Source organism: Salmonella sp. K21076, assembly GCF_039650795.1.
Classification (GTDB): domain Bacteria; phylum Pseudomonadota; class Gammaproteobacteria; order Enterobacterales; family Enterobacteriaceae; genus Salmonella; species Salmonella enterica.
On the sequence record NZ_JBCLYA010000008.1, the window covers coordinates 23944 to 43010 of the forward strand.

14 protein-coding genes and 2 pseudogenes are annotated in these 19067 nt (G+C 54.3%); 6 read left to right on the forward strand and 10 right to left on the reverse strand.

Features of this window, described 5'->3' with window-relative positions; translation table 11 throughout:
* Nucleotides 1-825: a 2,3,4,5-tetrahydropyridine-2,6-dicarboxylate N-succinyltransferase gene (dapD, locus tag AAYN39_RS03505; RefSeq protein WP_001186669.1), complete on the forward strand. Its 825-nt coding sequence runs from the start codon at nucleotides 1-3 to the stop codon at nucleotides 823-825.
* A 36-nt stretch (nucleotides 826-861) separates the two neighbouring features.
* Here the strand turns inward: dapD and AAYN39_RS03510 are convergent.
* Nucleotides 862-2164: pseudogene (locus AAYN39_RS03510) on the reverse strand (MFS transporter).
* Between the two features lie 246 nt (nucleotides 2165-2410).
* Between AAYN39_RS03510 and AAYN39_RS03515 the strand changes: the two are divergent.
* Nucleotides 2411-2797 carry a DUF3461 family protein gene (locus AAYN39_RS03515; protein ID WP_000272193.1) on the forward strand — a complete coding sequence of 129 codons (387 nt, stop codon included), beginning with the start codon at nucleotides 2411-2413 and terminating at the stop codon, nucleotides 2795-2797.
* A gap of 88 nt (nucleotides 2798-2885) precedes the next feature.
* Here AAYN39_RS03515 and cdaR read toward each other — a convergent pair whose 3' ends face one another.
* The 3 genes from cdaR to dgt all read right to left on the reverse strand — a co-directional run bounded on the left by cdaR (nucleotide 2886) and on the right by dgt (nucleotide 7270).
* Nucleotides 2886-4043 carry a DNA-binding transcriptional regulator CdaR gene (gene cdaR, locus AAYN39_RS03520; protein ID WP_000929458.1) on the reverse strand — a complete coding sequence of 386 codons (1158 nt, stop codon included), beginning with the start codon at nucleotides 4041-4043 and terminating at the stop codon, nucleotides 2886-2888.
* 152 nt (nucleotides 4044-4195) lie between these two features.
* Nucleotides 4196-5623: a serine endoprotease DegP gene (gene degP, locus AAYN39_RS03525; protein WP_000753959.1), complete on the reverse strand. Its 1428-nt coding sequence runs from the start codon at nucleotides 5621-5623 to the stop codon at nucleotides 4196-4198.
* A 129-nt stretch (nucleotides 5624-5752) separates the two neighbouring features.
* Complete coding sequence (gene dgt, locus AAYN39_RS03530; protein WP_000146450.1) at nucleotides 5753-7270, reverse strand: dGTPase; 1518 nt, start codon at nucleotides 7268-7270, stop codon at nucleotides 5753-5755.
* A gap of 84 nt (nucleotides 7271-7354) precedes the next feature.
* Between dgt and mtnN the strand changes: the two genes are divergently transcribed.
* The 3 genes from mtnN to AAYN39_RS03545 are packed head-to-tail and all read left to right on the forward strand — an operon-like array spanning nucleotide 7355 to nucleotide 9506.
* Nucleotides 7355-8053 (forward strand): 5'-methylthioadenosine/S-adenosylhomocysteine nucleosidase, encoded by a 699-nt coding sequence (gene mtnN, locus AAYN39_RS03535; protein WP_000689821.1) that lies wholly within the window; start codon nucleotides 7355-7357, stop codon nucleotides 8051-8053.
* On the forward strand, nucleotides 8046-8846 hold the full coding sequence (btuF, locus tag AAYN39_RS03540; RefSeq protein WP_001118833.1) for a vitamin B12 ABC transporter substrate-binding protein BtuF: 801 nt from the start codon (nucleotides 8046-8048) through the stop codon (nucleotides 8844-8846). Before mtnN ends, btuF begins: the two co-directional genes overlap by 8 nt.
* A gap of 36 nt (nucleotides 8847-8882) precedes the next feature.
* Nucleotides 8883-9506, forward strand: a complete 624-nt coding sequence (locus tag AAYN39_RS03545; protein WP_000964234.1) for a TRIC cation channel family protein — start codon at nucleotides 8883-8885, stop codon at nucleotides 9504-9506.
* 100 nt (nucleotides 9507-9606) lie between these two features.
* Here the strand turns inward: AAYN39_RS03545 and erpA are convergent, their stop codons facing one another.
* Nucleotides 9607-9951 carry an iron-sulfur cluster insertion protein ErpA gene (gene erpA, locus AAYN39_RS03550; RefSeq protein ID WP_001278668.1) on the reverse strand — a complete coding sequence of 115 codons (345 nt, stop codon included), beginning with the start codon at nucleotides 9949-9951 and terminating at the stop codon, nucleotides 9607-9609.
* 81 nt (nucleotides 9952-10032) lie between these two features.
* Nucleotides 10033-11454, reverse strand: coding sequence for a H(+)/Cl(-) exchange transporter ClcA (gene clcA, locus AAYN39_RS03555; RefSeq protein ID WP_000845433.1), 1422 nt, complete (start codon nucleotides 11452-11454; stop codon nucleotides 10033-10035).
* Nucleotides 11455-11623: 169 nt separating this feature from the next.
* Between clcA and hemL the strand changes: the two genes are divergently transcribed.
* A complete protein-coding gene (gene hemL / locus AAYN39_RS03560; protein WP_000045264.1) occupies nucleotides 11624-12904 on the forward strand; it encodes a glutamate-1-semialdehyde 2,1-aminomutase in 1281 nt (426 codons plus the stop codon).
* Nucleotides 12905-12994: 90 nt separating this feature from the next.
* On the opposite strand, the gene fhuB is transcribed toward hemL, so the two are convergent.
* The 4 genes and pseudogenes from fhuB to fhuA form a co-directional block, all read right to left on the reverse strand.
* Nucleotides 12995-15034, reverse strand: coding sequence for a Fe(3+)-hydroxamate ABC transporter permease FhuB (gene fhuB / locus AAYN39_RS03565; protein WP_094516706.1), 2040 nt, complete (start codon nucleotides 15032-15034; stop codon nucleotides 12995-12997).
* 14 nt (nucleotides 15035-15048) lie between these two features.
* On the reverse strand, nucleotides 15049-15939 hold the full coding sequence (fhuD, locus tag AAYN39_RS03570; protein ID WP_001208784.1) for a Fe(3+)-hydroxamate ABC transporter substrate-binding protein FhuD: 891 nt from the start codon (nucleotides 15937-15939) through the stop codon (nucleotides 15049-15051).
* The gene (gene fhuC, locus AAYN39_RS03575; protein ID WP_001157197.1) at nucleotides 15939-16736 is read right to left on the reverse strand and encodes a Fe3+-hydroxamate ABC transporter ATP-binding protein FhuC; all 798 of its coding nucleotides are present in this window, start codon (nucleotides 16734-16736) and stop codon (nucleotides 15939-15941) included. Before fhuC ends, fhuD begins: the two co-directional genes overlap by 1 nt.
* Before the next feature lie 48 nt (nucleotides 16737-16784).
* A pseudogene (gene fhuA, locus AAYN39_RS03580) lies at nucleotides 16785-18976 on the reverse strand (ferrichrome porin FhuA).
* Nucleotides 18977-19067 lie beyond the last annotated feature (91 nt).

Here is a 19067-nt window from a genome sequence, read left to right on the forward strand (position 1 = left end):
ATGCAGCAGTTACAGAACGTTATTGAGACCGCTTTTGAGCGCCGCGCCGATATTACGCCGGCTAATGTAGATACCGTGACCCGAGAGGCGGTAAAACAGGTCATTTCTCTACTTGATTCCGGCGCGCTGCGTGTCGCAGAAAAAATCGACGGTCAGTGGGTCACTCACCAGTGGTTGAAGAAAGCGGTTCTGCTCTCTTTCCGTATTAACGATAACCAGGTTATCGACGGTGCGGAAAGCCGCTACTTCGATAAAGCCCCGATGAAATTCGCTGATTACGACGAAGCGCGTTTTCAGAAAGAAGGCTTCCGCGTCGTTCCGCCTGCGGCCGTTCGTCAGGGCGCATTTATCGCCCGCAACACCGTGCTGATGCCGTCTTACGTTAACATCGGCGCCTACGTTGACGAAGGCACCATGGTTGACACCTGGGCGACGGTGGGTTCCTGTGCGCAGATTGGTAAAAATGTTCACCTTTCCGGCGGCGTGGGTATCGGCGGCGTACTGGAGCCGCTGCAGGCTAACCCGACCATCATTGAAGACAACTGCTTTATTGGCGCGCGTTCTGAAGTCGTGGAAGGCGTCATTGTCGAAGAAGGTTCCGTCATTTCCATGGGCGTATACCTCGGCCAGAGCACCAAAATCTACGATCGCGAAACCGGTGAAGTTCACTATGGCCGCGTACCGGCGGGCTCCGTGGTCGTTTCCGGCAACCTGCCGTCAAAAGACGGTAAGTACAGTTTGTACTGCGCGGTGATCGTGAAAAAAGTCGACGCCAAAACGCGTGGTAAAGTGGGCATTAACGAATTATTGCGCACGATTGATTAAGCGAGTGAAAAGCGGGGGCGACAGCCCCCCTTTGCATTACGGCGAATGCGGTAACACGGTGTCCGGCGCAATCTTTGCCGCAAACGCCGAAGCCAGCGCAGTCAAAACGACATAACCGGCAACCAAAGTCCAACTGTTATCATAGACTGCGCTTAACGCTTTAGCGATAAACGGCGTGAATCCCCCTGCCACAACCGCCCCCAACTGAGCGCCAATTGATGAACCGCTGTAGCGTACAGGCGGATGAAACAGTCCGGCGAAAAAAGAAGGTTGCACGGCATTCAGTGAATTATGACCAATGTTAATAAGCAGAACGTAGCCCATTGTCATCAGTATGAGCGAACGGCTTTCCAGCAGCCAGAAAAAGGGAAAAGCCATTGCCGCGACAAAAAGCGCGCCGAAAATATACACCTGACGGCAGCCACGCCGATCCGACATGATGCCAAATAGCACGTGCATGGGATACGCCAGCAGACAGGTGAACATTACAATGTACAGAATAGTCAGGCTGGCAATCCCAAGCTGCGTCGTCGCCCAGGAAACCGCGAAGACGGTAGCAAGAAAAAAGGGAACGCTTTCCGCAAAACGCAGAATTATAATCAGCAAAATGCTACGCCATTGTTCTCGTACTACTTTGACCACCGGCCTTTCATCCCTTTGCTGCCTATGATTAATGGCCTGCTGCTTTTTAAACGCACGGAAGACAGGCGTCTCATCCAGACGATGACGCATATATAATCCCGGCAACACCAAAAGCGCACTGAGCAGAAAAGGAATACGCCATCCCCACGATAACAACGCCTCCTGCGGTAATTGGGTCACGACTATAAATACGCCTGTCGCCAATAATTGTCCCGTGAGTCCTCCTGTTTGCGATAGCGCGCTTAACCGCCCCCGGTGCTTTCCAGCAGCATATTCCACGACCATCAACATGGCGCCTCCCCATTCACCTCCAACCATAAATCCCTGTAGAAAACGTAGAATAACCAGTAAAGCAGGTGTCAGCGCGCCGATACTGGCGTAAGAAGGCAGGCAACCGATGAGAAACGTGACCGCGCCCATCCCGCCTAACGTGATTAATAACGTGTTTTTACGCCCAAGCGTATCCCCCCTGTTGCCAAAAAATAGCGCGCCCAGCGGTCGGGAAATAAATCCCACGCCGAAACTGGCAAAAGAAGATAACGTTGCAGTCAATGGGCTGGCGCCAGGGGAAAAAAAGCGGGCCAAATACCAGCGCGCTTGCTAAGCCGTATAATAGAAAATCATAATATTCAATGGAGTTTCCTATCCAGGCGGAAATCACCACCCGGCGAATAGTGGCATTATACGTTCCGGACATAGATTCCGCCTCTCAAGGTTATCGACCACTGCCTCCGGTCAATTTCCCACACTGACCTCAAACGCTTTCTCTATAAACGGAATATCGCGTTGAATTACTTAAGCTATCAATAACCGCCGCCCTTTTGCTCATGACGTTGCCGAGACGTCTTCTGCGATCAACCGCGCTTTTTTTGTATCCATTGGTGGCGAAAAACCAATTTTTCGTTAATTATTCAAAAGTTATAGTGTGATGAAGGATACCGCTATGTATGACAATCTAAAAAGTCTGGGCATTACCAATCCTGAGGAAATCGATCGTTACAGCCTGCGGCAAGAAGCCAATAACGATATCCTGAAAATCTATTTTCAAAAGGATAGAGGTGAATTCTTTGCTAAAAGCGTGAAGTTTAAGTATCCACGCCAGCGTAAAACGGTGGTGGCTGATGGCATCGGTCAGGGTTATAAAGAAGTACAGGAGATTAGCCCTAACCTACGCTATGTGATTGACGAGCTGGACCAAATCTGCCAGCGCGACCGCTCAGAACTCGATCTCAAACGTAAGATCCTCGACGACTTGCGCCATCTGGAAAGCGTCGTCGCGAATAAGATCAGTGAAATCGAAGCCGATCTGGACAAGCTTACCCGTAAGTAAGCTGTGTGTTGCCGGATGGCGACGTGTTACGCCTTATCCGGCCTACAGGTATATCCCCGTAGGCCTGGTAAGCGAAGCGCCGCCGGGCTTAACGCTGTTCATCCAATTGTAGCGCCACATACAGCAACAGCCGATCGTCAAAATTTCCCAAATCCAGCCCGGTCAGTTCCGAAATACGATTTAGCCGATATTCCAGCGTATTACGATGAATAAACAGCGCCTTAGAGGTCGCCAGCGGCTGGACATTATGGCGAAACCACGCCGTCAGTGTCCGACGTAATAACCCGTTGTTATCCATCGCTTTGAGTTTTACCAGCGGGCGCGCCAGCTCATTGGCCTGCCAGCCGCCACGCAGGCTATCTAACAGGACCGGCAGCATCAAATCCTGATAAAAATAGCTGCGGCTTTCTGGCATCCGCTGTTTGCCGACCATCATCGTGGTGCGCGCCGTGCGGTATGAGCGTGCAATACTGCCCGGTCCGGTAAAGTAATTACCCAGCGCCACGCGAAAACGTAGCTGACCATTCTCTTTCATTCGCGAGATAAGCTGCTCTACGCGCTTACGATGATCTTCAGCATCCCAACGACCAAACGAGTTTAAGGCGGGTTTGAGCACCACCATCTCGGTAAGGGAAACAATGGCTATCAGGTTGTTACGCTCCGGCGTGGTAAGCGCATTCTGCAACTGCTGAAGTTCCGCCATTGCGCTATCGACGCCAAGCTGGCCGCTGTCGACTTCCACCACCGCCGCCACACGCGGCTGGTTCAAATCGATCCCTAAACGCTGTGCCCATTCCACCAGCGCCGGCGTATTTTCTTCGGCCTGAATCAGGTTCATCACCAGCTCTTCACGCAAACGGCTATCCTGCGCCAAAAGGTGCATTAACCGCGACTGTTCCAGCATCATTTCGGCAGTCATACACACCAGTTCGCCATATTTACGCAGATGCTCTGGTTCGCCGGTGAGACCGATCACGCCAACAATTTCGCCCTCAAGGCGTAAGGGAAGATTAATCCCCTGACGCACCCCGTGCAGGTGTCGCGCCACGGCGTTGTCGATATCCACAACCCGGCCCTGTGACAGCACTAACAACGCGCCTTCGTGCAATTCACCAATACGTTCCCGATCGCCGCTGCCGATAATACGCCCGCGGGCATCCATTACGTTGATATTGGTATCGATGATGCGCATAGTGCGCGCCACGATATCCTGCGCCATTTTGGTATCAAGATGCCAGCCAGCCATAAATCCCTCCTGTGAGCAGAGCACAAGCATAAGGAAGATGACAGGCCTCGACATTGTGCAAATGCACAAAACGGTGCAAAGAAGTATGGAGTTGTGGGGAGTTTCACAGAAAAGTGTTGCCCCCTTCCGTGGTGGAAGGGGGACAAAGGTGATTACTGCATCAGCAAATAAATAGAACTATCACCACGCTGAATATTCAGCGCCAGCACCGACGGCTTGCTGTCGAGAATCTTACGCAGCTCGGCGATATTTTTCACCGGCTGCTGGTTAGCGCCGATAATCACATCGCCTTTTTTGAGGCCAATTTGCGCGGCGGGTGAGTTCGCTTTCACGCTGCTCACCACAACGCCTTTATCCTGGCCTTTATTACTCATTTCAGCGCCCTCAATCCCGCTGAAGATGGTGCTGGAATCAACCTGACTCTGGCTGCTCTGCTGCAGTTCCAGATTAACCGTAATCGCTTTACCTTCACGCAGCAGACCGAGGCTGATTTTGCTGCCGACCGGCATAGTGCCGACCTGAGCGCGCAGCGCCGCAAAGCTGCTGATCGGTTTACCGTTCAGCGAGGTAATGACATCCCCGGCTTTGATACCCGCTTTCGCTGCGGACGAATTCGGCATCACCTGGCTGACGAACGCGCCACGCTGGGCGTCGACTTTCATCGCTTTCGCCAGCTCAGAGCTCAGCTCAGTCCCCATGATCCCCAGTTCGCCGCGTTTCACCTGGCCGTATTCCACCATCTGCGACGTCAGGTTTTTCACCATGTTACTGGGGATAGCGAAGCCGATACCGATGTTGCCGCCGTCCGGCGCCAGAATCGCGGTGTTAATACCGATCAGCTCACCGTTCAGGTTCACCAGCGCGCCGCCGGAGTTACCGCGGTTAATCGCGGCGTCGGTCTGAATAAAGTTCTCGTAATTTTCTACGTTCAGGCCGCTACGCCCCAGCGCCGAAACGATACCTGACGTCACCGTTTCGCCCAGACCAAACGGGTTACCAATAGCGACGGTATAATCCCCCACGCGCAGCGCGTCGGAGTCCGCCAGCTTAATCGCCGTCAGGTTCTTCGGATTCTGAATTTGAATCAGCGCGATATCAGAACGCGGATCTTTGCCCACCACTTTAGCATCGAATTTACGCCCATCGCTAAGCTGTACTTTAATCACGCTGGCGTTATCAACCACGTGGTTGTTGGTGACGACGTAGCCCTTCGCGGCGTCAATAATTACGCCGGAGCCCAGCGCCATGAATTTCTGTTGTTGACCGCCGTTGCCGCCGTTACCGCCGCCCTGGCAGAACGGAGAATTCTGGAACGGAGAACCGTCCTGGCAGAACGGGGAGTCATCGCCAAAGAATTGCTGGAAATTACGCGGCATACGCGGCGTATTCACCGTGGTGCTACCTTCTACATTAATACTGACCACCGATGGCATCACTTTTTCGAGCATCGGTGCCAGGCTTGGCATCTGCTGGGCAGTCATTGCTGAAGAGGACGTTTCAGCCGCCGTGGCAGACAGAGGCGACAATGCCAAACCTAAACTCAGAGCCAGTGCACTCATTGCTAATGTGGTTTTTTTCATGTGTTTCAATCTCGATTAACAGGTAACGCAAAATTGCTGTGTACGTCAGATTCATTTTATAACGCGAAGTTCCGGAATAAAGTTTCTGGAAAAAGTAAAAATTTATTGTCCATCTTTACAAAAGTCCATTTACTGTTCGACCGCCATCAAACGCCGATATTCATCCCATGCGTAAAGGTCAGTCATCCCGCTGATATAATCCTGAATCAACCGACAGCGATAATAATATTCCAGTACCGGGTACTCCGCCGAATCCGTGGGTAATTTACTGACGACTTCCACGTAGGCCAAACGATGGCGCGTAGAAAGTTTCTGAAATAAGCGCGATTCTATAGGGAAGCGTTTCAACCGTTCTTTTTCCACCAGCTCGCGAAAGTCGTTAAGCGACAAGCTTAATAGCGGCTGATAGATATCTAATAACCCGCTGATCACCCGGTATCCCTGTAGTTCAAGCTGTTCTACATCCGGATGGCTAAACACATGTTCAACCGCCACATTCTTATAGAGTTCAAGCAGGCGGCTAAAACCGCTGGCATCTTCCAGTAACGCCTGATTGAAGGTACCGGCAAAAATCTGCGGCAAATTATCAATAAAACGCTGAGCGGCATAGGGCACCAGTTTATTTAATGTATTTACCCGTAAATACATAAAAAACTGATCTTCGGTACTGCGGCTTAATGTATTGGCGCGTGATTTTTCCCACGCATTTCCTACCACCAGCTCAAACAGCGAATCCTTCTCATGGTGGCCCCACGCGTGATATAAATGGTGATAAAGCTGCTCAACGCTAAAGATTCTTTTCTCTACCGCGTCTTCAAGATCGGCGACACAATAAGAAATATCATCTGCGGCTTCCATAATCCACGTTAATGGAAAGCGACTGTAAGGCGCTAACTGAAGTTCTTTACGTAACCTCGCAATATACTTCTCTTCAGAAAGATAATAGCCCGGTTTCTTCATTAAATAGCGATGGGAATCCGGCACCGGCCCTCGCCACCATGCCGGACGGGTATATTTTAAAATTCCGCCAACCTGCGCCCAGGTAAGATTCATCCGCATGAGCGTATGTACCAGACGAATTCCCTGTGCATTACCTTCAAAATGGCAGATATCCTGACGTACTTTGCGGCGAATATCGTTCAGATTTTCTTCACCTTCCTGTAACCGTAGCGAGGAAACCACACAGCGATCATGCGTGAGCGGCTGGCTTTCCGCATCTTCCGGATGCAGCCGCTGACGAAACCAGTCATTGATCGCCGCCTCGCCAAAATGACCGAACGGCGGATTACCGATGTCGTGCATCAGACAGGCCATTTCCACAATACTTTCAAAGGGACCGGTCAGCGCATCCAGACCGTACTCCTCCAGTCGGTTTTGCTCTTTCAGGCGGCTTAAAATCTCTTTCGCGATATAACGCCCCACCTGCTGCACCTCCATCGAATGCGTCAGACGAGTACGCACCGCGGCATTGCGCTCCAGCGGGAAAACCTGCGTTTTTTGCTGCAAACGGCGTATAGCCGGAGAGTTGATAATCCGCCCGCGATCGCTTTCAAAAATCCGCAGGATCTCATGTTCCGTCTTTACGCCCTGCGGTGAACGATAACGACGATGCCAGTTAATTTTATTTCGGAAATCGATCGATGCCATATCCTCTCCCCGCCTGAGAAATGCGCTTCCCCATAAGCGCATGATAAACTATGCCCCCAAAACTGACTTATCGCGAGTAAATCTATGAAAATCGGCATCATTGGCGCAATGGAAGAAGAAGTTACGCTGCTGCGTGACAAAATTGACAACCGTCAGACGATTACGCTGGGCGGCTGCGAAATTTACACTGGCCAGTTGAACGGCACCGAAGTGGCGTTGCTGAAATCCGGTATCGGTAAAGTCGCGGCGGCGCTGGGCGCAACGTTGCTTCTGGAGCACTGCAAGCCGGACGTGATCATCAATACCGGTTCCGCAGGCGGTCTGGCGTCCACGCTGAAGGTCGGCGATATCGTCGTCTCTGACGAAGCGCGTTACCACGACGCTGATGTGACCGCTTTCGGCTATGAATACGGGCAATTACCGGGCTGTCCGGCCGGATTTAAGGCCGATGATAAGCTGATCGCCGCCGCGGAATCCTGCATCAGGGAGTTGAATCTGAACGCGGTACGCGGCCTTATTGTTAGCGGCGACGCGTTTATTAACGGTTCCGTCGGGCTGGCGAAAATCCGGCATAACTTCCCCGACGCGGTCGCCGTAGAGATGGAAGCCACCGCTATCGCCCACGTCTGCCATAACTTCAACGTGCCGTTCGTGGTGGTACGCGCTATCTCTGACGTGGCCGATCAGCAATCGCACCTCAGCTTTGACGAATTCCTCGCGGTGGCGGCGAAACAGTCGACTCTGATGGTCGAAACGCTGGTACAGAAACTGGCGCATGGCTAAGCAAATGTTCAGGGCGCTGGGCGCCCTGCTGCTTACGCTCCCGGTGTGGCTTTACGCTGCGCCGCGCGTAATTACGCTCTCTCCCGCCAATACGGAGCTTGCTTTTGCCGCCGAGATTACGCCCGTTGGCGTCAGCAGCTATTCCGACTACCCGCCCGAAGCGCAAAAAATAGAACAGGTCTCTACCTGGCAGGGAATGAATCTGGAGCGCATTGTGGCGCTGAAGCCGGATCTGGTCGTCGCCTGGCGCGGCGGTAATGCGGAACGCCAGGTAAACCAACTGACGTCATTAGGTATTAAGGTCATGTGGGTGGACGCGGTAACCATCGAACAGATCGCCGACGCGCTCCGCCAACTGGCCGCCTGGAGCCCGCAGCCGGAAAAGGCTCAGCAGGCAGCGCAGACATTGCTAAAAGAGTACGCCGCGCTCAAAGTCGAGTATGCCGGTAAAGCTAAAAAGCGCGTCTTTCTTCAGTTTGGCATGAATCCTCTGTTTACCAGTGGTAAAGGGTCTATTCAACATCAGGTTTTGACGACCTGCGGCGGAGAAAACGTCTTTGCTGACAGCCGCGTGCCGTGGCCGCAAGTCAGCCGTGAGCAGGTGCTGGCAAGGCATCCCCAGGCCATTATCGTGGCCGGAAAAGCGGGCGAAATTCTCAAAATTGAACAATACTGGGGAAACCTGTTAAAAATTCCGGTTATTCCGCTTAACAGCGACTGGTTTGAACGCGCAAGCCCGCGTATTATCCTCGCCGCAAAACAACTCTGTAATGCGCTTTCACAGGTGAATTAGAGCCTGTCTTACCAGGCTCCTAGTGGGGATTCGACAATGCTCGTCTATTGGCTGGATATTGTAGGCACGGCTGTATTTGCTATCTCTGGCGTGTTGCTGGCCGGGAAATTACGTATGGACCCGTTCGGCGTCCTGGTGCTCGGCGTCGTTACTGCCGTCGGCGGCGGGACAATCCGCGATATGGCGCTGGATAACGGCCCGGTATTCTGGGTTAAAGATCCTACCGACCTGGTCGTCGCCATGGTCACCAGTATGCTGACCATCCTGCTGGTTCGCCAGCCGAGACGTCTGCCGAAATGGATGTTGCCGGTACTGGATGCGGTCGGGCTGGCGGTGTTTGTCGGCATTGGGGTGAATAAAGCCTTCCTCGCTGAAACGGGGCCATTAGTGGCCGTCTGTATGGGCGTGATTACCGGCGTCGGCGGCGGGATTATTCGCGATGTTCTGGCACGCGAGATCCCCATGATCCTACGCACCGAAATCTATGCCACGGCCTGTATTATCGGCGGGATTGTTCACGCCACCGCGTTTTATACGTTTTCAGTACCGCTGGAAAGCGCTAGCATGATGGGCATGGTCGTCACGCTGTTTATTCGGCTGGCGGCCATTCGCTGGCATTTGAAATTGCCGACGTTTGCCCTGGATGAAAACGGACGTTGATATTGTTTTGCCCGATGGCGCTACGCTTATCGGGCCTGGAACATCTTTCCTGTAGGCCGGATAAGACGCTCGCGTCGCCATCCGGCACAACGAACAGCAATCAAATGCTGAAGGAAGAGCCACACCCGCAGGTACTTTTCGCATTCGGGTTGGTTACAATGAAGCGGGAACCTTCCAGACCTTCGGTATAATCTACCGAACCACCCACCAGATACTGCAAACTCATCGGGTCAACCACCAGGCCAACGCCCTGTTTTTCGATGGTCATATCCCCTTCGTTAACCTGATCGTCAAAGGTAAAACCATACTGGAAGCCGCTGCAACCACCGCCGGTGATATACACGCGCAGTTTCAGATTCGGGTTATCTTCGTCAGCGATAAGACTTTTTACTTTATTCGCTGCTGCGTCGGTAAACTGCAGCGGCAGCGCTACGTCATCACTCATATTTTGCTCCAAACGACATCGGTAATTGGATAAATTTTCACCCAATATTGGCAGTCATTATCTAATACCCTGGTAATTCGTTCAAGTATTCTCGCCCGCAGGCGCATTCTGGTTTTTCGCCGCCTGTTCCGCATCCTGCTTCGCCAGAGTGCGCGCCAGGATGGTTGAGTATAACGGTTTCCCGCCCAAAAACTGGGCTAATAGTGTCGCGCCAAGACAGGTGATAATCATTGGCAAAATGAGCTGATAGTTATCGGTCATCTCCAGCACCAGCACAATCCCCGTCAACGGGGCGCGCACCGACGCCGCCATCAGCGCCCCCATCCCGGCAATCGCAAAGGTACCGGCCTCCAGGTGATACTGCGGGAAAAGCACTGCCGCCGCCATACCGAAGGCCGTACCAAGCAGCGTTCCCAGGGCCAGCATCGGGGCGAAAATGCCCCCCGGCGCGCCGGAAGAAAAGCAAAGCAGCGTCGTGACAACCCGGGTAATAAAGATGAACAGCAGTAGCCCGACGCTAAAATTACCTGCCGCGGCGATAGGAATAAGGTTAAATCCGCCGCCTGCCGCTGCCGGCTCAATCAACCCCAGAATACCGCACAGGCCGCCGATCGCGCCGCCCATAAGCACCCATTTTTTAATTTCGCCGCCATGAAAGCGCTGAAACATATCCTGGGTACGCAGCACCAACGAATTAAATACCGGCCCGACGCAGCCAAAAATAATACCGAGGATAAGGTATAACCACAGCGTGTTAACCGGCGCATCAGACAGTTTGCCGACTTCAATAATCGGCGCTTCGCCGTTAAATATGCGGAACACAATGCTCGACATGATGACGCCGGTAAACACCGCTTTAATCGAAATCAGGTTGTAGCGAAACTGCGGGCGCATCTCTTCAATAATAAACAGGATACCCGCCAGCGGCGCGTTAAACGCCGCAGAGAGCCCCGCCGCCGCGCCGGTCGCCAGCAACGTATGCCGCGCTTCGGCGCTGCGCATACGAAAAACATCCAGCACCATGCGCCCCAGGTTGCCCCCGATTTGCACCGTTGGCCCTTCGCGCCCTAATACCATTCCTGCGCCCAACGTTCCCATCCCGCCGATAAACTTCACCGGCAACACGCGCCACCAGCGCACCGGACGTAACTCCTCCAGCGCGCCTTCAATTTCCGGGATACCCGAGCCGCCGGCTTCCGGCGCAAATTTTCGCACCAAAAAATAGCCGACCATCGCCAGTAACGCCGAAAGGATAAAGGCCAGCGGCCAAAGCAAAAACGCATGGTCCGCGACCTGAACCAGCGCGCCAATGCGCATGTTTTGTACCCAGGAAACCGTCTTTTCAAAGGCGACGCCAACCAGTCCGGTAAGCGTGCCGACAACGGCCGCCATGAACAGGATGGCCAGCGGCGTTTTATCCCGCTGCATTAACCGACGAATCTGATCTCTGCGCCGTAAGCGCACAATTTGCTGAGCTAAAAAGGTGGAAGTGTCTGTTTTCATCAGAAGATCATTAATTGGTAATACAAATCTAAAGTCGGCATTCTACTCGCCAACGCCGTGAAAATCCCCTGCAAATCGTATTGTTTCAAATGCGTAAAACTTTCATAACCTTCTCTGAATAACTTAGAATAGCGGGTATTCACTTTTTCTACGAACCAGGAATCTTTCCATGAGTAAGTCTGAAAATCTCTATAGCGCGGCCCGCGAGCTGATCCCCGGCGGCGTGAACTCCCCTGTTCGCGCCTTCACTGGCGTGGGCGGCACCCCGCTGTTTATCGAAAAAGCGGACGGCGCGTATCTGTACGATGTCGATGGCAAAGCATATATCGACTATGTCGGTTCCTGGGGGCCAATGGTACTGGGGCATAACCATCCGGCTATCCGCAATGCGGTGATCGAAGCTGCGGAGCGCGGTTTAAGCTTCGGCGCGCCAACCGAAATGGAAGTAAAAATGGCGGAACTGGTGACCAACCTGGTGCCGACCATGGACATGGTGCGCATGGTGAACTCCGGCACCGAAGCGACGATGAGCGCGATTCGCCTGGCGCGTGGTTTTACTGGCCGCGATAAGATTATCAAATTCGAAGGCTGCTACCACGGCCACGCAGACTGTCTGCTGGTCAAAGCCGGTTCTGGCGCGCTGACGCTCGGTCAGCCGAACTCGCCGGGCGTGCCGGCAGATTTCGCGAAACATACGCTGACCTGCACTTATAACGATCTGACGTCAGTGCGCGCGGCGTTTGAACAATATCCGCAGGAAATCGCCTGTATCATCGTCGAACCCGTGGCGGGCAATATGAACTGCGTCCCGCCGCTGCCGGAATTCCTGCCGGGCCTGCGTGCCTTGTGCGATGAGTTCGGCGCGCTGCTGATTATCGACGAAGTAATGACCGGTTTTCGCGTAGCGCTGGCCGGAGCCCAGGATTACTACGGCGTCGTGCCGGACCTGACCTGTCTGGGTAAAATCATCGGCGGCGGGATGCCGGTAGGCGCGTTTGGCGGTCGTCGCGATGTAATGGATGCGCTGGCGCCGACGGGCCCGGTTTACCAGGCGGGCACCCTTTCCGGCAACCCGATTGCGATGGCGGCCGGTTTCGCCTGCCTGAATGAAGTCGCCCAGCCCGGCATTCATGAAACGCTGGATGAGCTCACCACCCGCCTGGCGGAAGGTTTGCTGGAAGCTGCCGAAGAAGCGAATATTCCGCTGGTGGTTAACCATGTCGGCGGCATGTTCGGGATTTTCTTCACCGACGCTGAGAGCGTAACTTGCTATCAGGACGTGATGGCGTGCGACGTGGAACGCTTTAAGCGTTTCTTCCACCTGATGCTGGAGGAAGGCGTGTATCTGGCGCCATCGGCGTTTGAGGCGGGTTTTATGTCGGTCGCACACAGCATGGACGACATTAATAATACTATTGACGCCGCGCGTCGGGTGTTTGCGAAATTGTAAAGGATGAATTGCCGGGTGACGCTTACGCTTACCCGGCCTACATTCTACACCGCAGGCCGGATAAGGCATTTATGCCGCCATCCGGCAAACTCAGCGGCTCTGTTTACGTAGCAAATAGATAAAGTACGGCGCGCCAATAAAGCTTGAAAGCAGTCCCGCCGGGATCTGATACGGAAATAGCGCCATCCTGCCGCACCAGTCGGCAAAGACCAATAAAACGCCCCCTGCCAGCGCTGAGATGACCATATGCGGCATCGTCCGGCGAAAACCGAGCATCCGCGCAATATGCGGCGCCATCAATCCAACGAAACTCAGCGGCCCAATGGTCATCGTCGCGGTTGCCGTCAAACAAGCCGCCAACGCCAGCAGCGCGATACGCGACGGCGTAAGCGCTATGCCCACCGCGCGCGCGGCATCGCCGCCCAGTGGCAAAATCGTTAACCAGCGGCGACACAACGGCACAACGGCCAGCAAAATCACCATCACGATCGCGGTTCGCGTAACCTGCCCGCCAGTGGCGTTATAGGTAGATCCTGAGATCCAGGTCAACACATCCGCCATCCGCGGATCGCCGCTCGCCTGGAGCATCATTAGCAGCATGGTAAACGCGGTGCTGAGCGCCATCCCCGCCAGCAACATCCGTTGCGGCGAGAAACCGCCGCGCCCGGCGGCTATCATAATAATCAGCAGTGTCGCCGCCGCGCCCAGGCTTCCGGCAGGCAGTAGCCAACCGAAAGCATTCCCCGGCACCAAAAACAGCATCAACACCACGCCAAACGCGGCTCCGGAACTGATCCCCAGCACTTCCGGGCTGGCCATTGGGTTACCGGTCAGACGCTGAATAATGCAGCCCGCCACCGCCAGCATGACGCCCGCCATTAACGCCGCCAGTATCCGCGGCCAGCGCCACGGCATCAGTTCTTCAAGCAGCGTTCCGCTCGCCCACGTCCAGCCGTGCGCGTCGCGACCAAAAGAGAGCGCGACCCATGTTGCCAGCAGCAGGAGCGCGCCACCGGCAACGGCAAAAGTGAGGACATGTCGACGCTCCGCCGCCACACGATCGCTGGCGTTCATATCCGGCGCGCTCATGCTTTTAAGCCGCGGCAGCAGCCATAGGAGCAGCGGCGCGCCGATTAACGCCGTCACTGACCCGGTGGAGACTTCCATCCATACGCGGGTTAGCCAAAGGATAATCTGATCGGATAGCCATAAAATAAGCGCCCCAATGAGCGGCGCCAGCATCAGGCGCGCCAGCAGACGTCTTGCGCCAAGCATTTTCGCCAGCAGCGGCGCAAACAGGCCGATAAAACCGATAATGCCCACCGCGTTGACCAGCAGCGCGCTCAACACAATCGCCAGCGACAACGCCGCCAGACGCGCTAACGACAGCGCCAGCCCCAGATTACGCGCAACGCCGTCATCCAGCCCCATCAGCGTCATCGGACGTAACAACAATAACGTGAGCATCACGCCGCCCAGCAACTGCGGCCACAGACGCTGCACGCCGCTCCAGTCGGTTTGCGTTAGCGTTCCAGTGCTCCATAAAAACATGCTTTGCAACTGATCGTGGTGGAAAATCACCAGTAACTGGTTGATTGCGCCACAATAGAGGCTGACCACCAGCCCGGCGAGGATCAGGGTCACTGGCGACAGACGTTTGCCCCACGCCACGCCGAACACCAGCGCGCCGACGATGCAGGCTCCCGTCAGGGCGGCAAACTGCGTGGTCAGCGCGCCGGGAATCGCCCAAAGCGTAGTCACCGTGATCCCCAATTGCGCGCCGGTCGCCACGCCCAGCGTGGTCGGTTCCGCCAGCGGGTTACGTAATACTTGCTGGAACAGGACGCCTACCAGCCCAAGCCCCGCGCCCACCAGCAGCGAAATCGCCAGTCTTGGCAGCTGGCTGTAATGAAAAATCATCTGCTCAATGATGTCGATATCTGGTGACCAGATAGCCTGTTGCCACTGACTGCGCGGTAGCGCAACGGAGAAGTTAACCCATGTCAGCCAGCAGGCGGCAACCAACAGCGCCAATAACAGCAACGCCGGATGGCGGCTTCGCCTTATCCGGCCTACAAAGCGCCCGAACCGTAGGTCGGTTAAGGCGTTTTTCGCACCGCCATCCGGTATTTCACGTTTTCTGCTCACGCTTTGCCTCCCAACACGTTATTCAGGATGCGGACAAAATGCATCGTGGAGAGGGTCGCGCCATAGAACCAAACGGCGGGCACCCGGTGAAAACGCCCGGCGCGGACAAACGACATGGCCTGCCACAGCGGCGTTGCCATCAGCGCGTTCATATCGGTGCTATTCCCGTGATCGAAGCAGATCACATCCGCTTCTTTATACATCGCCAGCCGATCGATGCTGACCGCCGTACTGCCCCAAAAGTTGGTTTCACCCTGCCAGGCATTGACGATGCCATACTCGTCCAGCACCTCCTGGAACAGGCAATTCGGGCCGAGCACCAGCATATGCCGCGGATCGATAAGCGTCGTCATCAGTAACGGACGTCCCCCGCGGCGGATAAAACGTGGCTTCTGGCTGGCGATGAAGCGATCGTATTGCGCCAGATGTTTTTCTGCCGCAGCTTCCAGATTCAGCGTCTGCGCCAGTTCAACCAGCGAGCGTCGGGCCACCGCCAGCGGCTTTTTGCCGTCGCTAAAATCGAACCCGCGCCCCGGCGCGATCCGCGCCAGTTTCTCCGGCGAGGGTCCGTAACCTGCCGACCACACCATAAACGACGGCTTCATCTCCGTCAGCAGTTCGAGATTGGGTTCAGTGCGAAGACCCACATCAATCACCGAATCCGGCAACGGCGGTTCGCTAACCCACAGCTTATAATTTGGCACGTCCGCCACACCATAAGGCGTAATACCGAGCGCCAGCAGCAGCTCAACCGGCAGCCACTCCAGCGCCACAATCCGGCGGGGATCGATAGCGGCAGCCTGCGCCGTATTCATTTGCCACAGCAGCGGCGAGAGCGCCATCGCCGTTAATAAACGGCGGCGAGTAAGAGGATATAACTCACGCATTAATACACAAAACTCACAGGCGCGGCGCCCGCCGGATGCGGAAGGATACCCATCGGGATACCGTAAATCTGTTCCAGCGTGTCACTGCGCATCAGTTCCGCAGGCGTTCCTTGCGCAATCATTTCACCGCCGCGTAGCGCTACTAAATAATCACAGTAGCGGGCCGCCATGTTGATATCGTGCAGCACCGCAACCACCGTCAGCCCGCGCTGTTGGCTTAAACGATGCACCAGCGCCAGCACGTCAACCTGATGGGCGATATCCAGCGCTGACGTCGGCTCATCCAGCAGCAGACAACGGCTGTCCTGCGCGACCAGCATGGCAATCCACGCGCGCTGGCGTTCACCGCCGGACAGGCTATCGACCAGACGATGCGCCAGCGGTTTTAAGCCGACCAGCGTAATCGCCTCGTCTACTTTTTCCCGGTCCGCGACGCCAAAGCGTCCCAACGCGCCGTGCCACGGATAGCGGCCAATCGCCACCAGTTCGCGCACCGTCATTCCTTCCGCCTGCGGCAATTGTTGAGGCAGATAGGCAACTTTGCGGGCAAACGCCTTGCTGCTCCAGCTCGCCAGCGGCTGATTGTCGAGCAGAATATCCCCTTCGGAAGGCAGCTGATGGCGGCCCAGCATTTTTAACAGCGTGGATTTACCGGAACCATTATGGCCGATAAGTCCGGTGACTCGACCTGCGGGAAACGTTAACGAGAGGGGGTGTAAAAGCGTGCGGCCCGGCACACGAAAAGCGACGCTTCGCAGCGCAAAGGTGGTATCGGAATGAATGTGGTTTTCCTGCATCGCAGCCAACTTGTAAAACGGGCACGGCAAGCCGTGCCCAAAAAGAAATTAGAAACGGAAGGTTGCCGTTGCAACGACCTGACGTTCTGCGCCCCAGAAACAGCCGTAGGTCTGGAAGCAGCTGGCGACGTATTCGCGGTCGAGCAGATTATTAACGTTAACCGCAATGCTGGAGCCCGCCATACCAAAACGCGCCAGATCGTACTTGACGACCGCATCCATCACCGCTGCGCTGCCTACCTTGAAGCTATTGGCCGGATCGCCGTAACTGGAACCAATAAAACGACCGCCTGTTCCCAGCGTTAAACCTGACAACGGACCATCGTTGAAGGTGTAATCGCCCCACAACGACGCCATGTGTTCAGGCACCTGCTCTGGCGTATTCCCTTTCAGGTTAGTGTCTTTCGTGTATTCAGCATCAGTATAAGTGTAAGACGCCGTCATATTGATATTAGCCGTCAATGCTGCTTTGGCTTCCAGCTCTACACCTCGCGCACGAATTTCGCCTGCCGGCACCTGCGCTAATGGGTTGGTTGGATCGGCGGTCAGGTTATTGGTTTTGGTCAGCTGATAAACGGCACCCGTAACAACAACTGGCATGTCTTTCGGTACATATTTCACCCCTGCTTCATATTGCTCGCCTTTTGACGGCTTGTAAGAAACACGTGGGGTGCTCCACAAATCGAAGGCGCTTGGCTCGAAAGATTGGCTATAGCTGAAGTAAGGTGAAATTCCATTATCGAATACGTAGTTTACGCCACCGCGCCAGGTGAACTGGTGGTCATTACGTTCAATATATCCTTCTGTCGGCGTAGTGGAATTCTGACGCACCGTTATCGCTTGTTTAGACCAGTCATAACGGCCGCCGAGAGTAAATACCCACTTATTCCATTCCGCCTGATCCTGAACATATAAGGCTGTTTGTTTACTTTCGTTCATCTGGTACGGCTCAGCGCCGCCGAAAGCAAAGTATTCAGGATGGTAATTGTTATAGAGATCGATTGACGGCGCGCTACCAAACGTCGCGTTAATATCATTACGCATACGCATGAAATCGACACCCGTCAGCAACGTATGATCAATATCGCCGGTCGCGAATTTACTTTCCAGTTGTGTATCTACGCTGAAATTCTGTAAACGCTCGTTGTCAACGATAGTACCGCGGTTAAGCGTATGGCCGTCCGCCGCAATCCCCGTGCCATAGACGCTTTTTTGCGCGGTTTTCATTTCGACAAAACGTAAATTCTGGCGCACGGTAAAAGTGTCGTTGAAGCCATGCTCGAAACTGTATCCCACCATTTTCTCGTTACGAGAATAGGTGTTGTTTGACGCCCCTTCATTGAAATCTGTTGGCAAGCGTTTACCATTCGGTAACGGTTCAACCGTTCCCTCTTTCGGCAGCCAGCCGTAGTAGCCAGTCTCTGGTTCGTTCTGGAAATAAGAAAGGAACGTAAAATTCGTTTTCTCATCAGGACGCCAGGTAAAAGAGGGCGCAATCGCATAGCGCTGCGACTCAGAACTCTTTTGCTGCTCATTTGTCGAGCGCGCCAGCCCCGTCAGACGATATGAGAACTCACCGTTGTCATCCAGGGAATCACTAAAATCAAAACCGGTCTGGAACAAATTGTCCGTCCCCATTTTGAATTGAATTTCTTTCAGCGGCTCAGTAGTCGGCCGCTTGCTAACCATCGAAATGATACCGCCCGGGTTGCTCTTACCATAGAGAACGGACGTTGGGCCACGCATCAACTCAACACGCTCAAGCAGGGATGGATCAATAACCGCATCGTTGTAGAAGTTACCCTGCAATTTCAGGCCATCCAGAGATAGTTATTCTGGCTCAGGCCGACGGAAGAGAAGCCACGGATAATCACGAAGTCATAGGTATTGGAAGCGCCGCGACTGCTTACAGTTACGCCCGGCGTGTAACCCAACGCTTCTTTTACTGACTGGAATTGATGCATCTGCATCTCTTCGTTAGTGACCACCGAAACCGACTGTGGCGTTTTTTCGATAGATGTATCAGTTTTGGTGGTAGTGGCGGAACGCTTCGCGGCGATGGTCGGAGCCGGTCCCCAGGCACTTTCCTGCGGCGCAGGCGCTGCGGTTACGGTAATGGTTTCTTCTTTCGGTTGAACCGCCGCCTGTGCATAGACAGACATGCCGCTAACCGCTGTGGCTACTACAACTGCGATTTTACGCAGTGAGGAGTTTGGCTGAGCAATTTTAAGACGCGCCATTGGTATATCTCTGATGAAAGTGAATGATAACGTAAACGATAATTATTATTATAACCGCAGCATGATAGGCGAAATATCGTCGCAATGGCAA

What these genes read in the sequence shown, in the direction of transcription:
- dapD (WP_001186669.1), top strand. Translation starts at nt 1, where the DNA reads ATGCAGCAGTTACAGAACGTTATTGAGACCGCTTTTGAGCGCCGCGCC.
- AAYN39_RS03515 (WP_000272193.1), top strand. Translation starts at nt 2,411, where the DNA reads ATGTATGACAATCTAAAAAGTCTGGGCATTACCAATCCTGAGGAAATC.
- cdaR (WP_000929458.1), bottom strand. Translation starts at nt 4,043, where the DNA reads ATGGCTGGCTGGCATCTTGATACCAAAATGGCGCAGGATATCGTGGCG.
- degP (WP_000753959.1), bottom strand. Translation starts at nt 5,623, where the DNA reads ATGAAAAAAACCACATTAGCAATGAGTGCACTGGCTCTGAGTTTAGGT.
- dgt (WP_000146450.1), bottom strand. Translation starts at nt 7,270, where the DNA reads ATGGCATCGATCGATTTCCGAAATAAAATTAACTGGCATCGTCGTTAT.
- mtnN (WP_000689821.1), top strand. Translation starts at nt 7,355, where the DNA reads ATGAAAATCGGCATCATTGGCGCAATGGAAGAAGAAGTTACGCTGCTG.
- btuF (WP_001118833.1), top strand. Translation starts at nt 8,046, where the DNA reads ATGGCTAAGCAAATGTTCAGGGCGCTGGGCGCCCTGCTGCTTACGCTC.
- AAYN39_RS03545 (WP_000964234.1), top strand. Translation starts at nt 8,883, where the DNA reads ATGCTCGTCTATTGGCTGGATATTGTAGGCACGGCTGTATTTGCTATC.
- erpA (WP_001278668.1), bottom strand. Translation starts at nt 9,951, where the DNA reads ATGAGTGATGACGTAGCGCTGCCGCTGCAGTTTACCGACGCAGCAGCG.
- clcA (WP_000845433.1), bottom strand. Translation starts at nt 11,454, where the DNA reads ATGAAAACAGACACTTCCACCTTTTTAGCTCAGCAAATTGTGCGCTTA.
- hemL (WP_000045264.1), top strand. Translation starts at nt 11,624, where the DNA reads ATGAGTAAGTCTGAAAATCTCTATAGCGCGGCCCGCGAGCTGATCCCC.
- fhuD (WP_001208784.1), bottom strand. Translation starts at nt 15,939, where the DNA reads ATGCGTGAGTTATATCCTCTTACTCGCCGCCGTTTATTAACGGCGATG.
- fhuC (WP_001157197.1), bottom strand. Translation starts at nt 16,736, where the DNA reads ATGCAGGAAAACCACATTCATTCCGATACCACCTTTGCGCTGCGAAGC.